19 protein-coding genes and 1 pseudogene are annotated in these 23,021 nt (G+C 64.3%); 9 read left to right on the forward strand and 11 right to left on the reverse strand.

Annotation, left to right across the window (positions count from 1 at the left end; translation table 11 throughout):
• Positions 1 to 78: 78 nt before the first annotated feature.
• The 3 genes from A5782_RS16510 to A5782_RS16520 are packed head-to-tail and all read left to right on the forward strand — an operon-like array spanning position 79 to position 3,485.
• On the forward strand, positions 79 to 1,275 hold the full coding sequence (locus tag A5782_RS16510; RefSeq protein ID WP_067102362.1) for an NAD(P)/FAD-dependent oxidoreductase: 1,197 nt from the start codon (positions 79 to 81) through the stop codon (positions 1,273 to 1,275).
• Positions 1,272 to 2,183 carry an RNA polymerase sigma-70 factor gene (locus A5782_RS16515; protein WP_067102365.1) on the forward strand — a complete coding sequence of 304 codons (912 nt, stop codon included), beginning with the start codon at positions 1,272 to 1,274 and terminating at the stop codon, positions 2,181 to 2,183. The genes A5782_RS16510 and A5782_RS16515 overlap by 4 nt, the downstream gene beginning before the upstream one ends.
• A 51-nt stretch (positions 2,184 to 2,234) precedes the next feature.
• Positions 2,235 to 3,485, forward strand: a complete 1,251-nt coding sequence (locus tag A5782_RS16520) for an aminodeoxychorismate synthase component I (protein WP_067102368.1) — start codon at positions 2,235 to 2,237, stop codon at positions 3,483 to 3,485.
• A 14-nt stretch (positions 3,486 to 3,499) separates the two neighbouring features.
• Here A5782_RS16520 and rsmI read toward each other — a convergent pair whose 3' ends face one another.
• Entirely contained in the window at positions 3,500 to 4,336 is an 837-nt protein-coding gene (rsmI, locus tag A5782_RS16525; protein ID WP_067102371.1) for a 16S rRNA (cytidine(1402)-2'-O)-methyltransferase, read from the reverse strand.
• A gap of 81 nt (positions 4,337 to 4,417) precedes the next feature.
• Between rsmI and A5782_RS16530 the strand changes: the two genes are divergently transcribed.
• Entirely contained in the window at positions 4,418 to 5,956 is a 1,539-nt protein-coding gene (locus A5782_RS16530; RefSeq protein WP_197694257.1) for a dolichyl-phosphate-mannose--protein mannosyltransferase, read from the forward strand.
• Positions 5,957 to 6,028: 72 nt separating this feature from the next.
• On the opposite strand, the gene arcA is transcribed toward A5782_RS16530, so the two are convergent.
• Complete coding sequence (arcA, locus tag A5782_RS16535; protein WP_067102378.1) at positions 6,029 to 7,243, reverse strand: arginine deiminase; 1,215 nt, start codon at positions 7,241 to 7,243, stop codon at positions 6,029 to 6,031.
• Between the two features lie 94 nt (positions 7,244 to 7,337).
• Between arcA and A5782_RS16540 the strand changes: the two genes are divergently transcribed.
• Positions 7,338 to 7,934 carry an alpha-ketoglutarate-dependent dioxygenase AlkB gene (locus A5782_RS16540; protein ID WP_197694255.1) on the forward strand — a complete coding sequence of 199 codons (597 nt, stop codon included), beginning with the start codon at positions 7,338 to 7,340 and terminating at the stop codon, positions 7,932 to 7,934.
• Between the two features lie 59 nt (positions 7,935 to 7,993).
• Here A5782_RS16540 and A5782_RS16545 read toward each other — a convergent pair whose 3' ends face one another.
• From A5782_RS16545 to A5782_RS16580, 8 genes are all read right to left on the reverse strand, one after another.
• The gene (locus A5782_RS16545; RefSeq protein ID WP_067102384.1) at positions 7,994 to 8,644 is read right to left on the reverse strand and encodes a DUF5642 family protein; all 651 of its coding nucleotides are present in this window, start codon (positions 8,642 to 8,644) and stop codon (positions 7,994 to 7,996) included.
• A 27-nt stretch (positions 8,645 to 8,671) separates the two neighbouring features.
• Entirely contained in the window at positions 8,672 to 9,361 is a 690-nt protein-coding gene (locus tag A5782_RS16550; protein ID WP_067102387.1) for a DUF5642 family protein, read from the reverse strand.
• A gap of 203 nt (positions 9,362 to 9,564) precedes the next feature.
• Entirely contained in the window at positions 9,565 to 10,515 is a 951-nt protein-coding gene (locus tag A5782_RS16555; protein ID WP_156623996.1) for a GNAT family N-acetyltransferase, read from the reverse strand.
• A gap of 348 nt (positions 10,516 to 10,863) precedes the next feature.
• Positions 10,864 to 11,418: an HAD-IIIA family hydrolase gene (locus A5782_RS16560; RefSeq protein WP_067102393.1), complete on the reverse strand. Its 555-nt coding sequence runs from the start codon at positions 11,416 to 11,418 to the stop codon at positions 10,864 to 10,866.
• 8 nt (positions 11,419 to 11,426) lie between these two features.
• Positions 11,427 to 12,044, reverse strand: coding sequence for an SIS domain-containing protein (locus tag A5782_RS16565; RefSeq protein ID WP_067102399.1), 618 nt, complete (start codon positions 12,042 to 12,044; stop codon positions 11,427 to 11,429).
• The gene (locus A5782_RS16570; protein WP_067102403.1) at positions 12,032 to 13,048 is read right to left on the reverse strand and encodes a GHMP kinase; all 1,017 of its coding nucleotides are present in this window, start codon (positions 13,046 to 13,048) and stop codon (positions 12,032 to 12,034) included. Before A5782_RS16570 ends, A5782_RS16565 begins: the two co-directional genes overlap by 13 nt.
• A 151-nt stretch (positions 13,049 to 13,199) precedes the next feature.
• On the reverse strand, positions 13,200 to 14,333 hold the full coding sequence (locus tag A5782_RS16575) for a M42 family metallopeptidase (protein WP_067102406.1): 1,134 nt from the start codon (positions 14,331 to 14,333) through the stop codon (positions 13,200 to 13,202).
• A 78-nt stretch (positions 14,334 to 14,411) separates the two neighbouring features.
• Positions 14,412 to 15,581 (reverse strand): aromatic ring-hydroxylating dioxygenase subunit alpha, encoded by a 1,170-nt coding sequence (locus A5782_RS16580; RefSeq protein ID WP_067102420.1) that lies wholly within the window; start codon positions 15,579 to 15,581, stop codon positions 14,412 to 14,414.
• 92 nt (positions 15,582 to 15,673) lie between these two features.
• On the opposite strand from A5782_RS16580, the gene A5782_RS16585 reads away from it, so the two are divergent.
• The 3 genes and pseudogenes from A5782_RS16585 to A5782_RS27330 form a co-directional block, all read left to right on the forward strand.
• Positions 15,674 to 16,282, forward strand: coding sequence for a TetR/AcrR family transcriptional regulator (locus A5782_RS16585; RefSeq protein WP_067102424.1), 609 nt, complete (start codon positions 15,674 to 15,676; stop codon positions 16,280 to 16,282).
• Between the two features lie 761 nt (positions 16,283 to 17,043).
• Positions 17,044 to 19,536, forward strand: a complete 2,493-nt coding sequence (locus tag A5782_RS26240; protein WP_156623994.1) for a hypothetical protein — start codon at positions 17,044 to 17,046, stop codon at positions 19,534 to 19,536.
• A gap of 218 nt (positions 19,537 to 19,754) precedes the next feature.
• Positions 19,755 to 20,048: pseudogene (locus A5782_RS27330) on the forward strand (tyrosine-type recombinase/integrase); the annotation flags it as partial.
• 190 nt (positions 20,049 to 20,238) lie between these two features.
• Here A5782_RS27330 and A5782_RS16595 read toward each other — a convergent pair.
• Complete coding sequence (locus tag A5782_RS16595) at positions 20,239 to 21,729, reverse strand: ATP-binding protein (RefSeq protein WP_231986708.1); 1,491 nt, start codon at positions 21,727 to 21,729, stop codon at positions 20,239 to 20,241.
• Positions 21,730 to 22,875: 1,146 nt separating this feature from the next.
• On the opposite strand from A5782_RS16595, the gene A5782_RS26245 reads away from it, so the two are divergent.
• Positions 22,876 to 23,021, forward strand: a 146-nt coding sequence (locus A5782_RS26245; protein ID WP_156623995.1) for an FAD-binding protein, incomplete at its 3' end; no start/stop codon positions are given.

Below are 23,021 nucleotides of genomic sequence, written 5' to 3' on the forward strand. Positions count from 1 at the left end.
CAATTGCGGGCAAGCCTGTCACGCTCGGCGTGTCTGCGGTGTCTCAAGGGCACACGTCCTCACGAATAGGAGACAGTCATGACCGAGGTGGCCCCGCAAAGAACACATGTCGTCGTTGTCGGCGCCGGATACGCCGGAACCCTGGCGGCCAACCATCTGCGCCAGCGCCCGGACATCGACATCACCGTGGTGAATCCCCGACCGGTCTTCGTCGAGCGAATTCGGTTGCACCAGTTGGTTGCCGACACCGCCGCAGCGACCGCCGATTACGCGACGCTGTTGGGTGAGGGGATCGAGTTGGTCGTCGACAGCGTCGAGGTCATCGAGACCGCCGGCCGGCGGGTCCTGCTGACCTCGGGCGCCGAGCTGAACTACGACTACCTGATCTACACCGTGGGAAGCACGGGCGCGACCGCAACTGGGGCTTCCGAGGTGCCCGGCTACGCCGAATTCGCGCATTCGGTCGCCGACCTGGAAAGCGCGCAACGACTGCACTACGCGCTCACCGATCTGCCCCTGCCCGCACCCATCGCGGTGGTCGGTGGCGGGTTGACCGGCATCGAGACCGCCTCCGAGCTGGCCGAGCGCGGGCGCCCGGTGACCCTGGTCTGCGGCCCCGTTCTCGGTCCGTCGCTGAGTAAGCGGGGCCGGCGTTCGGTGGCCAAGCGGCTGCGACGCCTGGGTGTCAACGTGCTGGAGTCCGTGGCGGTGGCCGAGGTGCGCTGGGATGAGGTGGTGCTCACCGACGGCGTTGTCCTGCCCAGCGCAGCGACCATCTGGACGGCCGGATTCGCCGTGCCGGACCTGGCCGCGCGCAGCGGTCTGCGCACCGACCCGATGGGCAGGCTGCTCACCGACGAGACGCTCACCAGCATCGACGACGAGCGCATCGTCGCCGCGGGTGACGCCGCGGCACCGTCCGGTCAGGCGTTGCGGATGAGCTGCCAGGCCGCCGGCCCGATGGGCGCCCAGGCCGCCAACACCGTGCTCAGCCGCATCGCCGGCGACGACCCCGCGGCGCTGAGCCAGGCGTTCGTCGGGCAGTGCATCAGCCTGGGCCGCACGCACGCCACCGTGCAGTTCTCCCGCACCGATGACACCCCGGTGAACATGTTCCTCGGGGGCCGCGCGGCGGCGTCGGTCAAGGAAGCGATCTGCAAGGGCACGCTGTGGTCGATCCGGCGCGAGGCCGCCAAGCCCGGGTCGTATCGCTGGATCAAGGGCGGTAAGCGCCCCGCACAGTCACCCGCCGACGAGGGGGTCGCCGCGCGATGACGCAAGCACCGACCGGCAGCGAGCACGCCGAACGGTTCACCTTGCTGCGGCCGCTGCTGTTCACCATCGCCTACGAGATGCTGGGCTCGGCGACCGAGGCCGACGACGTCTTGCAGGACAGCTATCTGCGGTGGGCGGCGGTCGACTTGGCGACGGTACGCGACACCAAGTCGTATCTGGCCCAGCTGGTGACCCGCCAGGCACTGAACTCGCTGCGGGCCGGTGCTCGCCGGCGCGAGGATTACGTGGGGCCGTGGCTGCCCGAGCCCTTGCTGCTCGAACAGCAGGATCCCGCTGCCGATATTGTTCTGGCGGAATCGATTTCGATGGCGATGCTGGTGTTGCTGGAGACGTTGAGTCCCGATGAGCGGGCCGTGTTCGTGCTGCGCGAGGTGTTCGGATTCGACTACGGCGAGATCGCCGAGGCGGTGGGCAGGCCGGCGCCCACCGTGCGTCAGGTCGCCCACCGGGCGCGCGAACACGTGCGGGCCCGGCGGAAGCGATTCGACACGGTGGACCCGGAGCGCAACGCCGAAATCACCGCGCAGTTCCTGGCCACCGCGGCCGGCGGTGACGTGGAAGCGCTGATGACGATGCTCGCCCCGGATGCCACCTGGACCGCCGACAGCGGCGGCGTGGTGAGCGCCGCTCGCCGGCCGGTGGTCGGCGCCGAGAAGGTGGCCCGCGCGATCGCCGGCCTGCTGCGCCGGGCCGCGGCACTCGGCACGCTGCGGGTGGACATGGTGACCTGCAACAGCGCCCCGGCGGTGCTGCTGTACCTCGGCGAACAGCTCGAAGGCGTGATCACGCTGGAGATCGTCGAGGACAAGATCACCAACTTCTATGTGATGCGCAACCCCCAGAAACTGGCGGCCCTGGCCACCGCCCGCGACATCAGCCGCGGCTGAGCGCGCGGACGCCGGGGCTGCGAAACCCCACCGCTCTGTCAAGCTAGGGCTGTGCGAATCGACCGGCTCGGCGATCTTGGCGCCGCACCCCAGGTGCTGCGCGCCGTGGGCGACGCCACCGGCCGGCTGGGTCTGCCTCCGCCGGCCGCGCTGACCGGCGAGTGGTTCGGCGCCCTGGCGGTGATCGCCCCGAGCCTGTCGGTGCGGCCGGTGCACGTCGACGACGTGTTCGCGGTCCCGGCATCGCGGACGCCCGAGCCGCACGCGGTGGGCGGCGGTTGGATTGGTTACCTGTCGTATCCCGACCCTGGAACCAACGCCCGGCCCAATCGGATTCCCGAGGCCGCCGGCGGCTGGACCGACTGCGTGCTGCGCCGCGACCGCGACGGCCAATGGTGGTACGAGAGCCTCTCCGGTGCGCCGATGCCGGATTGGCTCGCCACCGCGCTGAGCACTCCGAAGGCCACGCCGCACGAGTGTCACATCGAGTGGGGCATCGCCGACCGGGCGGCACATCGCGACGGGGTGCTGGCCTGCCTGGAAGCCATCCGAGCCGGCGAGGTCTACCAGGCCTGCGTGTGCACGCAGTTCACCGGGACGGTCACCGGGTCCCCGCTGGACTTCTTCATCGACGGCGTCGCCCGCACCTCCCCGGCGCGCGCGGCCTATGTCGCCGGCACGTGGGGGGCGGTGGCGTCGCTGTCTCCGGAGCTCTTCCTGCGGCGGCGCGGGACGGTCGTCACGTCCAGCCCGATCAAGGGCACCCTGCCGCTGGATGCCTGGCCGTCGGCGCTGCGCGCGTCGGCAAAGGAGGTCGCCGAGAACATCATGATCGTCGACCTGGTGCGCAACGACCTTGGCCGGGTGGCGATCGTCGGCACGGTGACCGTGCCCGAGTTGTTGGTGGTGCGACGGGCCCCGGGCGTGTGGCACCTGGTGTCGACGGTGTCCGCGCACGTCACCACCGAGCTGCCGACATCGGCGCTGCTGGACGCCACCTTCCCCCCGGCCTCGGTCACCGGGACGCCCAAACACCGCGCCCGCCAACTGCTCTCGCAATGGGAGCCGAATCGGCGCGGAATATACTGCGGTGCAATCGGATTGGCATCACCGGTGGCCGGCTGCGAGTTGAACGTCGCGATCCGCACCGTCGAATTCGATGCCGCGGGTGGCGCGGTGCTGGGCGTCGGCGGCGGGATCACCGCCGACTCCGACCCGGACGCCGAGTGGGCCGAATGCCTGCACAAGGCGTCCCCCATCGTCGGGCTGCCGTCCATCGCCGCCGCGCGCCGGGCCGGCTGACGGATAGCGCGGCCTCAGTCGCGGCGGGACCGCAGCACCGCGTCGTAGAGCTGGCGCGAGCGCACCCCCGGATGCGCGGCGGATACCTCACCGCACGCGTCCTTGACGCGCGTGCCACCGGCGACCAGAATCTCGACCTCGGCGACCAGCGCCGGCAGGTCGGCACGCGGGGTCGCGCCGGCCAGCACCACGGTGATCTCACCCAGCACACCGTCGGCCGCCCACGCCGCGAGCTCGTCGAGCGAGCCGCGCACCACTTCCTCGTGCACCTTGGTCAGCTCCCGGCAGATCGCCGCCCGGCGTGCGCCGCCGAGCCGCTCGACGGCGTCCTGCAAGCAGGCGGACAACCGCCGCGGAGATTCGAAGAACACGCAGGTGCGCCGCTCATCGGCCAGTGAATCCAGCCAGCTCCGCCGCGCCGCCTTCTTGCGCGGGGCGAACCCCTCGAAGCAGAACTTCTCGGCCGGCAGACCGGACACGGCCAGCGCGGTCGTCACCGCCGACGGCCCGGGTAGGCAGCGCACCGGCAGACCGGCCTGAACACAGGCGGTCACCAACCGATACCCGGGGTCGCTGATCAGCGGCATCCCGGCGTCGCTGACCACCAGCACCGTCGCGCCGGCCTGGATCGCCTCGACCACGGACTCCGCTCGTGCGGCCTCAACCTGGTCGAACATGCTGATCACCCGACCGGTGATCCGCACATCGAGGGCCTTGGCCAAGGTGCGCACTCGCCGGGTGTCCTCGGCGGCCACCACATCGGCTCGGGCCAGGGCGTCCAGCAGGCGGGGGGAGGCATCCGACGGCTGGCCCAGGGGCGTCGCGCCCAGCAACAGGCGGCCGGTGGTCATGACCGACAGCCTACGATCGACGTGATGACCGCCCCGCCCCGCGAAGCCCCCTTGACCTTGGAGGGTGCCGAAAAAGAGCGCGTGGTGCCCGTCGTCAGTCCCGGACCGCTGGTTCCGGTGGCCGATTTCGGGCCGACCGATCAGGTCCGCGGCTGGGTGGTGACCGGCGTGATCACGCTAATGGCGGCGATCACCCGCTTCTTGAACCTGGGCTCACCCACCGACGGCGGCACGCCGGTCTTCGACGAAAAGCACTACGCTCCGCAGGCCTGGCAGGCGCTGCACAACCACGGTGTGGAAGACAATCCCGGGTTCGGCCTGGTGGTCCACCCGCCGGTCGGCAAGCAACTGATCGCCCTCGGCGAGGCCATCTTCGGCTACAGCGGGATCGGCTGGCGGTTCACCGGCGCATTGCTCGGCGTGGTGATGGTGGCGCTGGTGATGCGGATCGTCCGGCGGATCAGCCGCTCGACATTGATCGGCGCGATCGCCGGCGTGCTGGTGATCTGCGACGGCGTCAGCTTTGTCGCCGAGCGGACCGCGTTGCTCGACGGCATACTCACCTTTTTTGTGGTCGCGGCGTTCGGCGCGCTGATCGTCGACCGTGACCAGGTTCGGCAACGGATGCACATCGCGCTGCAGGAGGGCCGCAACGCCGACACTGTGTGGGGCCCGCGGCTGGGCGTGCGATGGTGGCGCTTCGGCGCCGGCATCCTGCTCGGATTGGCGTGCGGCACAAAGTGGTCCGGCTTGTATTTCGTGCTGTTCTTCGGTGCCATGTCGCTGGCGTTCGACGTGGCCGCGCGGCGTCAGTACCAGGTCACCCGGCCCTGGCTGGGGACCTTGCGGCGCGACCTCATTCCCACCGCGTATGCGCTGGGGGTCATCCCGGTCTTGGTGTATCTGGCCAGCTACGCACCGTGGTTCGCCTCCGAGACCGCCATCGACCGGCACGAGGTGGGCCAGACGATCGGCCCCCACTCGGTGGTGCCACTGCCCGACGCCATCCGGTCGCTGTGGCATTACACCGCCAAAGCGTTCCAATTCCATGCGGGCTTAACGAATTCCGCCGGTAACTACCACCCATGGGAATCGAAACCGTGGAGCTGGCCGATGTCGTTGCGGCCGGTGCTCTACGCCATCGACGAGCAGAACGTCCCCGGGTGCGGCGCCCAATCGTGCGTCAAGGCCGAGATGCTGGTGGGCACTCCGGCGATGTGGTGGTTGGCGGTGCCGGTCTTGGTTTTCGCGTTGTGGCGCATGCTGGTGCGCTGCGACTGGCGTTACGCCGCGGTGCTGGTCGGTTACTGCGCGGGTTGGCTGCCCTGGTTCGCCGACATCGACCGGCAGATGTACTTCTTCTACGCGGCGACCATGGCGCCGTTCCTGGTGATGGCCATCGCGCTGATTTGCGGCGACATCCTCTACACCCCCGGAGCCCCGCCCCGTCGGCTGCGGCTTCAGCCGAACTCGGAGCGACGCACGCTGGGACTGATCGCCGTCTGCGCGTACGTGGCGCTGGTGGTCACCAACTTCGCGTGGCTGTTCCCGGTGCTCACCGGTCTGCCGATTTCGCAGCAGACGTGGAACATGGAGATTTGGCTGCCCAGCTGGCGTTAGCTTTCTGCGCCGAGATTGCCGTGAAGGCTGCTGTTCGCGGGCAACCGCGACCGTGGCGGCACTTTCGACGTCCTAGGGCAGCAGGTCGCGGGCGACGGGGCAGGACATGCACCGCGGACCGCCGCGGCCGGTGCCCAGTTCGGATCCGGCGATGGTCAGCACTTCGATGCCGGCGTCCTGCATGCGGATGTTGGTCTGCGCGTTGCGCTCATAGGCGACCACCACACCGGGCGCCAGCGCCAGCGTGTTGTTGCCGTCATCCCACTGCTCGCGTTCGGCGACGACGGGATCCAGCCCGGTATCGATGACCCGCAGCTTGTCGATTTCTATCGCTTTGGCCGCGGCGTCCAGGAACGGTGCCTCGTCGCTGATGGCGACTCCGTCGGGCGTGCGCTGGATGGTGAACGCCGACAACGAGTCGACAATGTTCGCATACATCACCACCGTGTCGGTGTCGACCATCGTGCACACCGTGTCCAGATGCATCTGGGCACGCCGCTGAGCGATCGGCACCGCGAGCACCGTGTTCGCCAGGTCGTCGTCAAACAGGCTGCGGGCCAACGCTTCCGCGCCTGCGGGGGTGGTCCGCTCCCCCACGCCGACGGCGACCACGCCGGGTGCGAGCAGCAGCACATCACCACCCTCGACGGGGGCGGTGCGCGACTCGTAGGCACGGCGCACGCCGGTGAACCGCGGGTGATGGGCATAGATGAGATCGGTCAGCGACGCCTCGCGTCTTCGGGCCCGCAGCGCCAGCGTCGGAATCACCACCCGGCGGCCGATCCAGATCGACGAGTCGCGGGTGAACACCAGGTTGGGCAGCGGATCGATGACGAAATCGCCGCCGTGGTGCATGCGCAGCACCAGCGACACGTCGGTCCGGGTGTCCGAGGGCAATTCGTTGAACGTCATGCCGGCCATCAGCACCTGGGCTAGCCGGGCCGGCTCGAGCCCGCGCAGGTATGCCGAAAGTTCCTGCGCCAGCGGCACTCCGAGCCGTCGCGCGTCGACGGCGGCCGCGACGCCCTGCATCCGGGCGGCGCCGCTGTGCGTCAGCGCCTCGGTGAGCAGGTCCGACAACAGCAGCACCTCGATACCGCGGGACCGCAACAGCGCGGCGAACTGGTCATGCTCGTCCTGCGCGCGTGCGACCCACGGCAGGCCGTCGAACAGCAGCTGGTCAACGTTGCGCGGATTGAGCCGGAGCAGCTCGGCGCCGGGGCGGTGCACGATGACCACGCGCAGCGCGCCGACCTCGGAATTGGTGCTTAGCTCGACAACACCCACGGGGTCAACCGTAGCGGCGCGGGGGTGCACCGTCCCGCCACACGCCGATCGCGCGCCCCGCGCCATCGAACTGATGTGCGATAAACTCGGTCGCGTGGAGATCGCGGTCCAAGGCTCCCTGTTCCAGCACACCGAGCGCCGACAACTCGGTGACGGCGCGTTCATCGAGATCCGTGCCGGCTGGCTCAGCGATGCCGATGACTTGCTCGAGGCCTTGCTGTCGACGGTGCCGTGGCGCGAGGAGCGCCGGCAGATGTACGACCGGGTGGTCGACGTGCCGCGGCTGGTGAGCTTTCACGACCTGGCGGTCGATGAGCCGCCGCATCCGGAGCTGGCCCGACTGCGGCGCCGGCTCAATGACATCTACGCCGGTGAGCTCGGTGAACCGTTCACCACGGTGGGGTTGTGTTGCTATCGCAACGGCTCGGACAGTGTGGCCTGGCATGGCGACACCATCGGCCGCAGCAGTTCTGAAGACACCATGGTGGCGATCGTCAGCCTGGGCGCCACCCGCTCCTTTGCGATGCGGCGCCGTGGCGGCGGTCCGTCGCTGCGGCTGCCGCAGGCGCACGGCGACCTACTGGTGATGGGCGGATCATGCCAACGCACCTGGGAGCACGCCGTGCCCAAGACGACGGCATCCGTCGGGCCCCGGGTGAGCATTCAATTCCGCCCGCGCGGCGTGCGCTAGTGGCGGTCGCAAGCGCGGCGAAGCCGGGCGCAGCGGGACGCCACCATCGACCCAGCACGTTAAGTACGCACCGCGGTCACCGCTTTGACGAGCAGGTCGCGTGCGCGTTGGGTATCGACCGGAGCGACGGGCTGATCGGGAACCACCAGCGGGTTGGCGATGACGATCACCTGGTAGTCGCCGAATGAGGCCGAGTAGTCGTACAGCTCGCCGGTGCGCGGACCTCCGGGTGTCAGCGCCTGCATGACGCGATGCACGCCCAGCGTGCGGGTGCTGTCGATCTGCGGTGCCTCGACCACCTGGACGCCGCCCCGCATCTGGGGGCCGGCGAAGGTCACCTTGTTGCAGTCCTTCCCGGGATCGTTGACAGGCAACGCTTTTGAGGTCTCCAGTGCGATCACCACGAACCGGTTACCGTGGCCCTCGGCGGTGAGGGCGGACATGTTGCCCTGCAGGTCCGGCGGCATGTCCGGGCCGGCCGCTACTTTCGCGCAGTTCGCAGGGTCGAATGTCAACCCCTCGGGCAGCTTCCGGCCGGCCAGCAGTTTGGGATCGATCCCCCGTTCGCTGATGTCGCTGACCTTGTACTCGGGTCCGAAGCTGGACTTCACGTCGACGACCTTGTTGATGTCGACCTTCGCCGAATGAGTGGCAGATGAGCAGCCGGCCAGGACGCAGACAGCCGCGACCGCGAGCAACATCTTGGACATCGTGGCCAATCTACCCAAGCGGATAGCTCAGCTGCGCAACGTGGACACCGTTTTGGCGAGCAGATCCGCGGCGAATTTCGGTGGCAGCACCGGAAGCGCTGAACCTGGATCGGTGGTCAGCGTGGTGAACGCGTAGAAGTTGCCCAGATACGCGGTGAATGTGTAGGTGCGCGAATCTATTTCAGTGCCCGACTCGACCGATGACTTGACGTCGGCCACCATGCCGACGGTGTCGACACCATCGACGTGCGGCGCGTCGGTGAGGTGGACGTGTACCACGGTGTTCGCGGCGGTCTCCGACCATTGAGCGCACGCGGTGAGCAACTCCCCCGGGAAGTCCACCGGTCCCGGCAGAGCCACCACCACCGCGTTGAGGATGCCGCCACTGCCCGAGCCCGACACACCCTGCGCCGACTGGTCGCGGCCGTTCCCGGGGTCGGCCAGCGTCCCGCATTTTGCCGGCTTGGCCTGCAGGTCGTCCCCCAGGCTCCAGATCACCCTCGGGGAGGCGGCGCTGGGGATTCCGGTGGTCACCTCGTAACCGGGCGGCAGGTCGCGGATGACCCGTTTGATGTTGGCGGGGTTGACGGCAGCGGCGTTGCTCGGCGGCGATTTTGCCGGAACGGCCGGCGCATTGGGCGCGGGTGAATGAGCGCACCCGGCGACGGCCAACGTGAGTGCGGTAGTCACCGCCGGGCCAATCCCGAACGGCCGCATGAGGAGTTGATAGCACAGGACACCGCCATTCCGTCTCCCCCACGCCAGTGCCGGGGCTGGTCGGAATACCTCCCGTCACACGAGTAGCGGCTGGGGTAGGACGACGTCATTCTCAAACTTGCTAGCGCATTCGCCAGCGGATTCGGAAGTCGCCTAATGGTCCGGAGACTGGCCGCGGTGGGAGCACTACGCCAGCGCCGGTCTCAGCCGACCGCCTCGATCACCTGCCGGGCCACGCGCTTGATCTGCTCGGCCTCGTCATGCCGAAACGGCAAGTGGCGCGGGTGCGGCACATCGATCACGGTGGTGATGACGCCGATGTCTTCGCGCTGCCAGACGGCACCGTAGCGGTCCATGATCGCGCGCATCGGCCCGTTGTCGGAAAGCATTCGCGCGGAGAACCTTTCGATGCCGTCGACATCGGCGGCGATGGATAGCGCGCTGATCAAAAACGTGCCGATGCCACGGCCTTGATAGGCGTCGGCGACGGTGAAGGCGATCTCGGCGACCGTCGGGTCGTTCGCGTCGCGCACGAAGCGCGCGTCGGCCACCGGGTCGCTGCCGTCGGTGACCACCCACACGAAGTGATCGACGTAGTCGACCTCCGACAGGTAGTGCATCAATGCCGGGGTGGGAAGTCGCGGGGTCATGAAACGCCGATACAGCGTGTCACTCGAGAAGTAGATGTGTCCGTGCACGGTGCGCTCGCTGTCGCCGGGCAGCACCGGGCGCAGCAACAGGAGTGTGCCGTCACGAACTCGAATCGGGATGGGCGTGATGAACGCGGCGAGGCGCTGGCGCACGGTGCGCAACAGTCGCGGCGTGATCCCGGGGATGTGCACCATGCTGGCGAACGCCCTGGTGTCACCGATCCAACCGGTCAGCGGTTCGGCGGTGGTCACCGTCGCCGTGCGGGGGATGTCACGAAGCAGGGCGATCTCGCCGACGATCATGCCCGGGGACGCATGCTCGACGATCACCACACCGTCGTCACCGACGTGTTTGATCTCGGCGGTACCCGAGGAGATCAGCAGAAACGAGACGGCCTGCTCCCCCTGCCGCATCAGCACCTGGCCGGGCGCGGCGCGAAGGGGCTGCAGCCGGCCCGCCAACGGAGCGAGGTCTTCGGCGGGACATCCCTTGAAGATGTCCATCGTCGCCAGCTCGTCCACTCCGGCGCCGGTCAGGCCGGCCACCGCTATAAACCGCCCCCCGCAGCAGCGCGACACCGTTCTGCGCGTCGTGGTGATGCCATGACCTGCCCGCCTGCTTGCCGTCGTCTACCGCGCCAGCCCGAAGACTCCTGGATGCGGTCCGATGTTGCCCAGGTTATGAGCAGGGTTGCGGCTCCGGCAAGGATGCGGGGGCAAGTCGCCGCATCGCATGCGGGCTATCGAGGTCCGCGCAGCGCCGAGGACAGGCCGCCTGGGTATGAAAAGAAGTCACATCGTCGCGCGGTGGCCCGAACCCGGCTCGAGGCCGGTGTGCGGTCCGCCAAGACATCAGTGTGCCGCCCGGGCGTTCAAAATCAGCTCGACGGCGGCGGCCAGGTCGTCGACCGCAATGTCCGTATCGACGGATGCCTCACCACTGGGTCGGAGCAGGATCGTCGCCGTTCCGGCCGCCCTGCCCGCCATCATGTCGGTGTCACTGTCGCCGATCATGACCGACTCGGTCACATCGAAATCGTGCTCTTGCGCCGCACGCGCCAACATCCCCGCGAGTGGCTTGCGGCAGTCACAGCTGTTCGCCGCGTGCGGACAATGGTAGGCGGCGTCGAGCCGGGCGCCGTCGCTCGCCAGCAGTTCTTGCAGACGCTGCTGAATCGCCGCGAAATGTGCTGGGTCGGCAGACTTTTCGGAGAGCCAACGCTGATTGGTCACCAGCACGGCCCGTAGACCCGCGGCGTTAAGGGCGGCCACCGCCTTGGCCGCACCCGGTAGCAGCACCAGGTCGGAAGGTGATCGGATGTACTCGCCCTCGGCGGCCTTGACGTTGAGGGTGCCGTCCCGGTCCAGGAACACGGTGCGCACCTTGCGCAGATCGGGTGCGGCCATCGTCGAGGTCAGGACGGCCTGGGAAACAGTGCCGCTTCGACCATCTCGCAGATGGAGTGGCCCAGGTGCAGGCATGCCTCCTGGATGCGTCCGGTGTCGTGGCTCGGCACCCGAATGCAGATTTCGGTCACGTCGGCCACCTTGCCGCCGCGTGTGCCGGTGAGCGTCACGGTCGTCATCCCCGCCTGGCCGGCCGCCTCGAGCGCACGAACGACGTTGGGAGAGTTGCCCGATGTGGTGAGTCCGACTACGACGTCGCCAGGTCGACCGGCGGCAAGGACCTGGCGGGCGAACACCTCGTCGTAGGAATAGTCGTTGCCGATCGCCGTGATCGCCGCTGTGGCGTCGGGAAGGCTGATCGCCGCCAGACCGGGACGGTCAAAAGCAAAGCGGCCCATCAGTTCGGCGGCCAGATGTCCGGCGTCTTGCGCAGACCCGCCGTTGCCGAAGAAGATCACCTTCCCGCCGGCGCGCAGCGAGCTGATGATCACGCGCGCCACCTCGACGGTCTGCGCGGCGAAATCGCCCTGCTGCATTTGCTGTTTGACCGCGATGGTTTCGGCCAATCGCTGCTGGACCAATTCCACACTCGGTGCGACGACATCCGGCCCGGTCAAGCCGACCATGTTGTCAATCCCTTGCTCTCAAAGGCGAATTCGGTAACGGAGGCCTCGGCGCCCTCGAGGGCTTCGATAAGGCGGTGCTTTTTGGCGAAATCACAGAACAGCAGGATGTATCCCCCACCACCCGCTCCGGTGAGCTTGCCGCCCAGCGCCCCGTTCTTCAGCGCGAGTTCGTAGAGATCGTCGATGCGCTCGTTGGTGATGTAGGGCGACATGCGTTTCTTCTGAGTCCACGCTTCGCCGAGCAGCGCACCGAAATCGTTCAGCTTGCCCGTCAGCAGCGCCGCCTTCATCGCGACCGCCAGATCCTTCTGGGCCCGCAGCCCGGCCAGGGTGTCATCCGAACCCGTTGTGGCGCGCCGTGTTTGGTCCTCGATCACCCGTGCGGAGTCCCGCGTGATGCCCGTGTAGCACAGCAGCAGACTCAGTTCGAGTTCGAAGGCCGTCTCGTCACGGATCCGCAAGGGATTGACGATCACCCGGTCGGTGAACTCGATGAAGTTGAATCCGCCGAACGTCGCGGCGTACATGTCCTGCATGCCGCCCGCGATGCCCAGGTCATCGCGTTCGATGGCACACGCCAGCTGGGCGGTCTCGTACTCGCCCATCGGCACCCGGTAATGCTCGGCGAGGAGGCCCGTGAGGGCGACCATCATCGTCGACGACGAGCCCAGCCCGGACCCGGGAGGTGCGCTGGAACGTAGCACCAGGTCGTAACCGTCCGTGCCGTCGCGGCCGAACCTGCGCACCGCGGCCTTGATCAGATCCAGGCTGCCGTCGTAGAGGATCTCGCTGTCGAGCGTCATCTCGTGTGTGGTCTTGAAGTCCACCGACTCGATGCTGACCCGGCGGTCGGTGCGCGGCACGAGCGATCCCTGGGCGTAACGATCGATGGTCGCCGACAGGACGCAACCGCCTTCGGTCGTCGGGAACGGCGGCACGTCGGTGCCGCCTCCGGCGAACGAGATCCGCAACGGTGCTCGTGCGCGGATTCGTGGACGTGTCATGGGGATTGGGATTCGACTGATTCGCTCAGCCGACCGGCGCGCGTTCCGCCGGCGATTTCTGAGAGGCCACGCCCGCCACGTACTAATCCCATCGTTTGGGGTCCTGAAGCGTCGCCAGCCTAGCAGGCTGACCAGCACGGTTGTCGCGTTTTCAGGACTTCTTTTGACCCGGCTCCAGCACGAAATCGACCACAATCGCAGCCATGTCGTCGATCGCGTGCCGGGCGATGACTTCGTAGCCGTGGGTGCTCAGCGTGGGCAGGCACAGCAGGCCGGCGCGCGCGGTCAGCCCGTTGGCCTTGGAGTGCGACGCGTCGGATTCGAAGGCGCCCAGCGCGGCCGCCTGTGGTGACAGCTTGCGGTCGGTGGCGATTTTCAGCAGCCGGTCGGCGACGCTCTTGTCGTAGACGCAAAGCGCATCGCTGTAACCGATGATGGGACCGCCGGCGACGGTGGTGTTGTATTCGCGTTCGGTGGGGCCGACTTCCAGGGCGAGGGTGAGGTCGCCCGGCAGGGTGGCGCTGGCGTAGGTGCCCCCCACTCCGCCGATCTCTTCGTTGGTGGTGAACACCAGGTAGACGTCGTCGGCGGGGCGCTGTTGGCGCTCGCGCAGCAGGTGCGCGGCGCCCAGCAGGGCGGTCACCGCGGCGCGGTCGTCGAGGAAGTAGGCGCCGACGTAGTCTCCGATCTCGACCACCGATCTCTTGCTGCGGTCGACGCATACCCGGGTGCCGGCGTGCACTCCCGCGGCGGTCAACTCGTCGACGCTGCGACCGGTGAAGACGTAGACGTGATGCCAATCCAGCGAGCGGTCGCCCTGATCGGGCTTCGTCTCCCAGATTCGCGAGCTTTCCTGGGTGGTGTGCTCGGAGCCGAGAGTCAGTACGGCGGTGAGGGTTTCGTTGTCGCCGAGCACGGCGACCGGGCCCAGTCCGAAATTTCCCGGGTACATGGTGCCCAGTTGCGTCAAATGCAGTGTGCCATCGGGTTCTACGCGCTTGACGATCATGGACAATTCGTCCATGTGCGCCATGACCCGTGTCGCGGTACCGGGGATGGCCTCGGTGCGGTGGCGATGGTCGGGCGCCCCGGCGTCGCCGGCCGACGGGTTGGCGGCGACGTACCCGATCAGGTTGCCGGCGTCGTCGGTCCACATGTCGTCGACGACGGGTTGCAGTTCGCGGGCGATGACTTCGCGTACCGCGTCCTCCTGCCCGCACGGCCCGTAGGTCGACAAAAGCTCTTGCAGCAATTCGTCGGTGGAATCGCGGTCACGGTGCGCCATCAGGTCCTCTCCATCGGGGGTCAGAGGATCAGTACCCGCGATAGCGTGGGGCTACGCCACGCACGCCAAGATGATGCCCTAGCCGAGTGCGACGCCTAGTTCCTGGGCGAACACCCTGATCATGTGTTGGACGGCGATTTCGTTGCGTCCGATGATCATGTGGTCGTGCTGGCCGTGCCGGACGCCCTCGCCGCATTGGGGCAGCATGGCGAAGTCCTCGTCGCGCACGGCCGCATGCACCCCTTCGAAGACCGCGTCGTAGGCCGCTTTCATCTCGTCGTTGGTGGCAGGGATGCGGCCCATCCAACTGTGGCGCACCGTGCAGCGGGTCGGGTCACCGGCGGGCAACATGTCGATGATCTCCACCCCCACCGGGCTGTTGGCCAGGATGAGGTTCGGATACACCCAATAGATCACCCCCATGTTCGCCACCGGGTCCAGCGAAGCCGTGGGGTCGGCGTCGGCGTTGGTGATCCAGGTGAAGGGGAATCCGATCCGGTGATGCTTGCCGAACTCGTCGTAGACCATCGTGTTGGCCAGGGTGTTCTGCCCGATGAGGCTCTCGCCGTGCACGTACGGGAAGTGATATCCCTCGGCGAACGCTTCCAGGGCACCCTTCCATGACACGCCGGAGGTGAATTCGCGCTGCGTGTGATAGCCGTAGGACGCGTAGTTCCACAGCGCCAGTTCGGCACCGAAGTCACCGAGGTGGGCGTCGAGGTCGATGGTCGCGTCGGCGGTCAGCACCGCCCAGATGAAGCCGTGCCGCTCCTCGGAGGGGAGTTCCACCAGGCCATAGTCCTTGGTGTCCATCGAGTCGAAGCCCGCTTTGCCCGGCACCGTGAACAATTCGCCGGTGTTGCGGTATGTCCAGGCGTGGTACGGGCAGACGAATCGCGAGGCATTGCCCGAACCGCAGGCCGGCATCGCGCCGCGGTGCCGGCAGTAGTTGAGCAAGACGTGGCTGGCCCCGGATCGGTCACGGGTGACCAGCAGCGAATCGCCCAGCACCGAGCGCACCACGTAGTCGTTCTTGTTCGGCACCTGGGCCGACGGGACGATGGCCAGCGGCACCCGGCGCAGGATCTGCGATTCCTCGATCTCGGTGATCTTGGGGTCGCGGTAGTAGTGCAGCGGCACCCGCAGTTCACGCTCGGCCAGGTCGGTCGTCTTGTCCAAGGCATGCCGCAGGCCCCGCCGCGTCAACCTCTCGTCGGTGGCGCTCACCGGCTGGTCGATCGGCGTCACCCTGGCCTCCTTCGCATGGTTGCTGTTGACCATACAATGGATACCGTTTGTATTGTCAAGGTCGGGGACCCGGCGTGTGCGACGATCACGCAATGCGCCGGCACGGCTGGTCGGGTGATATCCCGGCCGACGACGATGAGGCGGTCGCGCGCATCCTGACCGCGGCGCGCAGTGCCATCGATTCGCGCGGGACCGTGAGCGTCTCGGAGGTCGCGTCGACGCTCGGCGTGACACGGCAGACGATTTACCGGTACTTCCCCACTCACGAGGCGCTGTTGGGCGCGACGGCACTGTCTTGCGTCGACGGATTCCTGGATCGGCTTGCGGCGCACCTGGGTTCGATCACCGATCCCACCGAGGCGGTGGTCGAGGGCGTCGCCTACACCTTCGAGCAGCTCGCGCACGACAAGTACCTCAGCCTGGTGTTCCAGCCCGGCAAGGCCAGCGCGTTCACCGCAGGGGTCACCTCGGACATGGCCGTTTCATTCGGCCGGTCGATCCTGCAGCGATTCGAGGTCGATTGGGCCGCAGCGGGTTTCGCCGGGGGCAGGCTCGATGAACTGGTCGAGATCATGCTGCGCACCTTGCAGTCACTGATCGTGGACCCGGGCCGCCCGCCGCGCACCGGACGCGAGCTGCGAAAGTTCCTCGAGGGCTGGATAGCGCCATCGGTGCGCGCGTATGCCGCTATCGGGCACTGAGTGGACATTATGGGCTGAGGAAGGTTCCCTTACTGTGCCGGGCCCTACCCCTAACCGTTCGTGCGAAATGATGGCAGACCTCGGCGACATCGCCGTTGGATCCGCCGGCGCTTCCCGCATTCGCGCAGTGTGGGGAGGTCTGCTCCGACTACGGCGGCTTCATCCAAGGTTCGCTGCGTTCTTAAGAGGAACCTCCTGACGACTCGCCATATGACTACCTCGAAGGCTCAAGCCATAGCTCGATGATCGGAGTGTTGTGAGGGCCGGCGGGCGGCCTCCGCGAGCTTGGCTTCATGACTTTGTATTAGCCACGCTCTCTATCCCGAGGGCAACGTGAAACGCACAATCATTCAAGAATAAAAGCGAAGCGATCTGTGTTACCGTGTCGCCTACCGGCGCCTAGCGGCCACGGAAAGGAATCAAATTTGCAGATTGCGCGACGCGTGACGCGGAATCTGGCAACGGCGTTTAAGTGGCCCAGCCCTTTCCTTCTTGGCGTTGTGGGCCTAATACTGGGCGCCTTTCTAGGGTGGGATGTTATCGACAACCCGAATCAGGACCAGGGATATGGTACGCAAGGCCGGACCACATCATTTCAATGCCCTCGGGCGGCCGCCGTCGAATCCGACCTCCGCACATCGGTGTCGCTAACTCATGCGGCGCTCGACGTGACTACAACTCTAGAGGTCAAGGCTATCGGCGTGATTCCACCTCAACCACCGTCACCCATAACGGAGGGATCCCGCCAGTCGGACGCTGACATGAACCTAGACGCGCTGCTCGAATGTATTGCACCACCGCAACAATTTCTACTCAAATCCGTAGTTTGGAAAGATGGTGAGATTAAGGCCGCATTTGGCGTACCACCCGTTATATTTGCGCCACACGTTTTCGGTCCCGTGGTCGTCGACATGACATTTCAGAATCCTACGACACTTTCTTTGCAATTATGTTCGCCTCGTGAGCATTTTGGTCAGATTGGAGCTTCGTCGGCTGCACAATTCGATCAGCACCGCGCCCCTTGGCTATGTCAAGACAATGCGAGAACGTCAGTCACTGTCGCAGTCGACAATACTATATTTGCCGCGAATAGTGGCGGTCCGGTTTCAGCCGAAGAGCCGTTACCACCACAATTGAAGTCATCAAACCGAGTTGAAGACTACGTCGTCGCCGGGAATAGCGCCGCACCGCAGCCAAACGAAATTCGCGCGCACAACGGTAAGATAACCTACACCTGGAACGCGGTCGATAATAGATCTGCCGTTAAGGTCTGGCTATTAACACCTTTTCTTCTGCGAGCTACAATCACGCTCGCCAACAAGCAAGTAACCTTCCCTAAAGATGCCAATGATCCAGTCGCTATAATTTCGATTTCTTATATAAGTTTCGCAAGCTCTGGAATCGCCGCGATATGCGCTGTAGCGTTGCTTATACTCACTATCAGGCGAACCGGCACCCGCCGCGAGTTGTTGCGTCTCGCAGGTCTGGTAGTTGCTCTTAGCCTAATGGGCGCAACCGCTATCTTTGTGCACTGTCCTTTTTACGTCCCCGGCGCTATTTTAACGCCATTGGCAGGATGGACTATCCTGCTATCGGTATTGGATACGTCAAAAAGCGGCCGCTTGAAAATCTTTCTTGCCGGACTGACGATTTCTGTTACCGCTTTATTGGTTTTCGAACTAGTGCTGCAATGTACAGGCTTTGCGCGAAAATTGCGAAGTGACTTGAAATCTGACCACCCACATGGCCTCTTATTCGCCGTAAGCCTGATTAATGTTGCAGCGGCATTATGTCTCATCGTCGTAGTATTCATCGGCGTGAGACTATTGATAAACCGCACCGCCGCAGTCATCTCGATCACGAACGAACACACGAATCCGCAATTGATCCGTTACTCGGTATCCGTAGTAACTTTTGGCATATTGGCGGCATTTGGTTTCACGGTTGCAAGAAATGTCTACCCGGATTTCATGCCCCGTACGATCTCCGATAGTGAACTCGATAGAATTCTCGGTACTCATGAGAATATCCCACCGACGATACTAGCCGACTGCAGCCGAGCGGTAAAAGTCTGGGAATTTGCTTACGATCTCGGCGGCAGCACCGCTTATGCCAGTAGTATTCTCGTGGCCCAGTTTCTACCATTTGTCGCCGTAGCGGGTTTAGTACTTTATTGGTCAGCCAATTTCAACAGAAGTCTCGAACGCATGTCATGGACTAGCCGTAGAAAGGCCTTTATCCGACTCTTGTCGCCTTGCAATCGAATTGTAGCTGTCATGGCACATCGGAAGAATGAATGTTCTCGTTTGCCAGCCGCAGAACGCCGAGTAAGAAGGCCTAATCCAGTGAAGCCGTTGAACTTCAGGACGTCTGCGATGGTTGCGTTGTTATTGGCCATCGCAGTTCCGTGGTCGGAAACTGGAAGTGCTCCATTTATCGTCATGGCCCCACTATGGTTATTGCAAGCTGGGGTACTGCTTGTAATAATTCGTTTAACAGTGCGGCCTTATGTACCGAGCCCAGTCCCGGTCCCAGGCGAGCGATTTACGCTGCTAAGACTGGTCCGACGCGAACCAGGCATGAGCGAAGACGGCAGCTACCGACATGAGGAGGCTTCGCGGCTCTTGGCGTTCGGTCCAAGAGAGGGCGCTAGATCGAACGCTGAGAGTGCCGCGCGAATCGCGGCTGTACTGTCGATTGCTCCAATTGTCTACCTACTTGGCGGCACTGCGCTTGATATAACGCGAGTTACCACGTGGGGATGGGGGTTCTTCTACGCTACTATTGTGGTTGTCGCTGAGGCCATTCGCGGGATGATCACTGGTTACATTTTTGGCTACCTCCATTTCAGGCTTCGAGGAGACACCGGCCCCGCGAAGGCCCTGCATTTTACTGCGATCTGGGCTCCGAGTGCCGCAATCACTGCGGCAGTCGCCTCTATCGGTCATGCGGACGTAGTTAATTCGACTTTGTTGCATTGCTGCGAGTTTTTGCTCATAAGCTTTATTTTGAGCATTATCTACGATCTGAGGTCGGTAAAGGCCGCGGGGGGCACTTGGCGTGATTTACAGCGAATTTATTCTATGCATAACTATACTCAGATTGCCGCTGTGGTCGTTCCGGCTCTATTAGCTGTCATCGCGCTAATTACGCAACTGCGCGCCGGAGCTGGATTGGATGCTGCCCGTACAATTATTAATGGATTAAATAGCGTTGTGACTGCCCAGATTCCAGTTCTGGGTAAAACGCCATAATCTTGGAGGCTGGAATGGAGTACACCAAAGTCGTGGGAGTGTCGATCCGTCCCGTTTCCTGCGGTGCCCTCCAACGAACTGGCTGCCCTGATGGTCGATAAAGGCCGCGACGACTTGGTCTTCACGGATCAGCGCGGCGGAGTTCTGCGAACTCCAACTGGCGTCAGCGAGTCTTTAGGCCAGCGGTCGCAAAGTGCCAAGAGACGGACGGGGCCTTCCCGACCATCGCCCCGCACGGCCTCCGCCATAAGGCAGCGAGCCTCGCGGTCAGCGCCCACGCAAATGTGAAGGCAGTTCAGCGGATGCTTGGACACGCCAAAGCATCGATGACGCTCGACATCTACGCCAATCTCTTCGATGAGGATTTGGATGGCGTAGCGGTGCGCCTGGATGCGGCAATCCAGGCTACTGCGGACGGCGGAAGTTCCGTAGCGGGCTACATATGCCCTGACCTGGTCAAACTCTGTGGAGCTAAGGGGAATCGAACCCCTGACCTACTCGACGCGAACTAAACCACTTGGGCGTTTGTGGTGTTGCTGTGCGTTGGTGTCATTGCGAACCCCCAGGTCCCCGCGTTGCTCGCGTTGATCCGCGCCAACCCGTTTTGCATCTGCTGCGGCACGCCTGCGGCACGCAGGGTGTCTCGCGGTCGGTGCTGCCGGCTGGCAAACCAGGCCCATTTGGTAGCACCTCGCACAGGCGTCAAATGGCTTCTTCGGTCTCTTTTGCCCAGAACGGTACGTAACGCATCAACCGCCTGCTCGCATTGGGATCATCTGCCACGATCAAACGAGCCTCAACGGCATCCCGGATGTAGGCCGAGACTGTGGACGTGTAGGCCTCCGACAACCGAAATCGTTCTCGCAACGATGTGTTCGTCAGTCGCTCACCACTCACTAACCGCAGGCAGGCGTGTAGATAAACGGCCCGCAGTCGCTCATCAGGCGTCATCTCCCTGACCGGCTTGTGCCCCGACACGGTCACCACGGTGTGGTTGGAAGCCACCCGCACCACAGGAGCCGGAAGCTGATAGAACTCCGTCTCGAAGCCGATCCGATCCCAGCCGCTGCCGCGTTCCTCACATATCTTGCAACGGCGCAACATTGTTGCCAGCTTCTCGTTTCGGGAACGAGGCGGTGCGTTGATGAACATTTCGGGCCGCACTATGGGCTCGCCGGGGTTGGTGATCTCGAGACGGTTGTCATAGATTTCGATCAGAGGTCCGGCACCGCTGATCGAAAGGTCCTGGTGCGCGAGAGCATTGGCAATTAGCTCGCGCACGGCCGTCGGAGGGTAGGCGTGCACGTCGTTCCTGAGCGCCTCGTCGATGCGCTCACTACGTGGTAATAGGTCGTTGACGTACCCGACCAGTCCTTTGAAGCCTGTCGCGTACCCACGGCGGCCCTCAACTTCGCGTTCGGCGGTCACCTTGTTGATGCCCTTGTACTTGATTACGCGTGGCGCCTTGCGGGCGATGTACGGGAACTCCCGAAGATCATTCGCGAACAGCAAAGCGCCAAGGTTGGTGACGCTGAATCTCCCCGTTGCTTCCTCGGCGACAAGGTCGTCATTCACCATGTGCTCAAGCACGTCGTCCGTCGCCGGCACCTGAGCACCCTGCAAGCGGTAGTAGCTTTCGTAGTCGAGCAGATCGAGGACTCTGCGTGATTCCATTGGTGCGGATGCCAAGTGCACCTCGTAGGGTGTCGAGTCCAAGGCCCGCCAGAGTTGTCGATTGATCGTGGTGTTCTCCCGGAGCTTCTTGTTGTAGCTACCGATCCGGATGTATTCCTCGCCGTGAAACTTGATGGGTGCGTGGCTGGCGGCCTGGATTTCGAGGACGACGATCCGCTTACCGTCGATGTCACCAATGTGGAGCGTCATCTCGGGGTCAGGGTCAAGTCCGCGATGCAACCAGGGGATCAGGTCCTCATTGCCTTTCGCCTTCGCGGTGTAGGGGTCGAAACTCGTTCCCACGATCTTGTGGTTCTGATCCTCCACCCCCCAGACGAGATACGCCCTCGGGTGCTGATGAAGCGCGGCAGCGTTAGCTAACCCCGAGACGCGTTCACCAGTTATCGAGGGCAAGGCCATATTTTCCTTGAACTCAATCCACTCGGTCTCGGTTGGCCTCTCGCTGAGTTGGCGCACAAGGCCTGCGAACTCGTCAGCAGTCAACTGTCCGGTGTGCACGGGCCGCTCCACTCTGTTTGCTGCAACAGCATGCGTTCTCGTCGCAGCCTGATGTTACAGGTTTCGGCTTAAATGAAAACTCGCAGGTCAGATGGCCAGAGCCTTCTGTGATTGGCTTACGGCTTAAATAAACAGAGCCGGAAGGTGATCTTAGCCCTCTGGGCAGTTAACTGGCGGGGCAGCCGATCTGTCTCCAACCGAAGCAGCGCCCCGGAAAGGACTTTGCTCTCAGCTTTGCTCTGGCGTCACGCGAGCGCCCGTCATGGCCACGGTAAGACAGCTAGGAGGTGTGTCTCCTGCTGCCATTGCGTCTGCTGTGACATTTGTGACGAGCCACGACTGGCCTGTGGATAACTTCCGGCGGACACGCCGAAGAAACGCTGGACTGTGGAACAGGTCAAAGTAACCTGGTCCCCGGAATCGCCCCGGACGGGTGTTTGCTTTACCCGTCCGGATGCGATCTCCGCGCTCGTGGGGCCTGAAGTATGTCGGTCATGCAGATTGGCTAGCCACCCATCGATACCGGTTCGACTCCGGCAGGCTCCACGGGCACCAACAGAGCCGCTTGGCTATCTGGCTAAGCTTTCTTCCGCTGGCGAATCCGACTGTAGCCCCACCATGGGTTCCTGTCACGCTCCGTGTGATCGCGTTTCTTAAACTATTGAGACAAGCTCTGTTGTCAAAAATTGGTTGTTATAAAGCGCTGTGCACATAGTTGCCTAGTCAGGCGAGGGCGCTCGGTTCCGCCGCCGGTTGACACACTCAAACGACAATCCCTACTTAGGTAGGGGTTTTCTTACTCGACGTGGCGCGCTGCAAGCCGTCGCCCGAGAGCGGCCAGCAAACAACTCGATCAGGACAACACCTACTCGGACCCAAGGCGACACGGCATGTCGGCGGCCGTCAGCCGCAGTTACTTGTAGGTCGCTGGCGCAAATATTCGTCGCCAAAAAAATCCTGACTACCTCTGGCGCGGAGTCAGGCCCCGGGGGAGCCACACATTTTCGGGGGGGTCGCGGCGCCCAGCGCGGGCGGCAGGGGCACGCGTGACTTTTATCAAACCTAGTGTGCTTCCGACTTCAATATCGGTCGACCATGTCCAAAGTCAGGTTTGACCGAACTGCCAACTCTAGGCAAGCTCGGGCCATGAACTCGATATGGGACTGCGTCGTCGTCGGTGGCGGAGCCGCGGGCTTGAGCGCAGGTCTGGTACTCGGCCGGGCGCGGCGGCGAACGCTGCTGGTCGACGCGGGTCAGCAGAGCAACCTGGCCGCCCACGGCATCGGCGGGTT

The sequence above is a fragment of the Mycobacterium sp. 852002-40037_SCH5390672 genome (assembly GCF_001665875.1).
In the GTDB taxonomy this organism is placed as follows: domain Bacteria; phylum Actinomycetota; class Actinomycetes; order Mycobacteriales; family Mycobacteriaceae; genus Mycobacterium.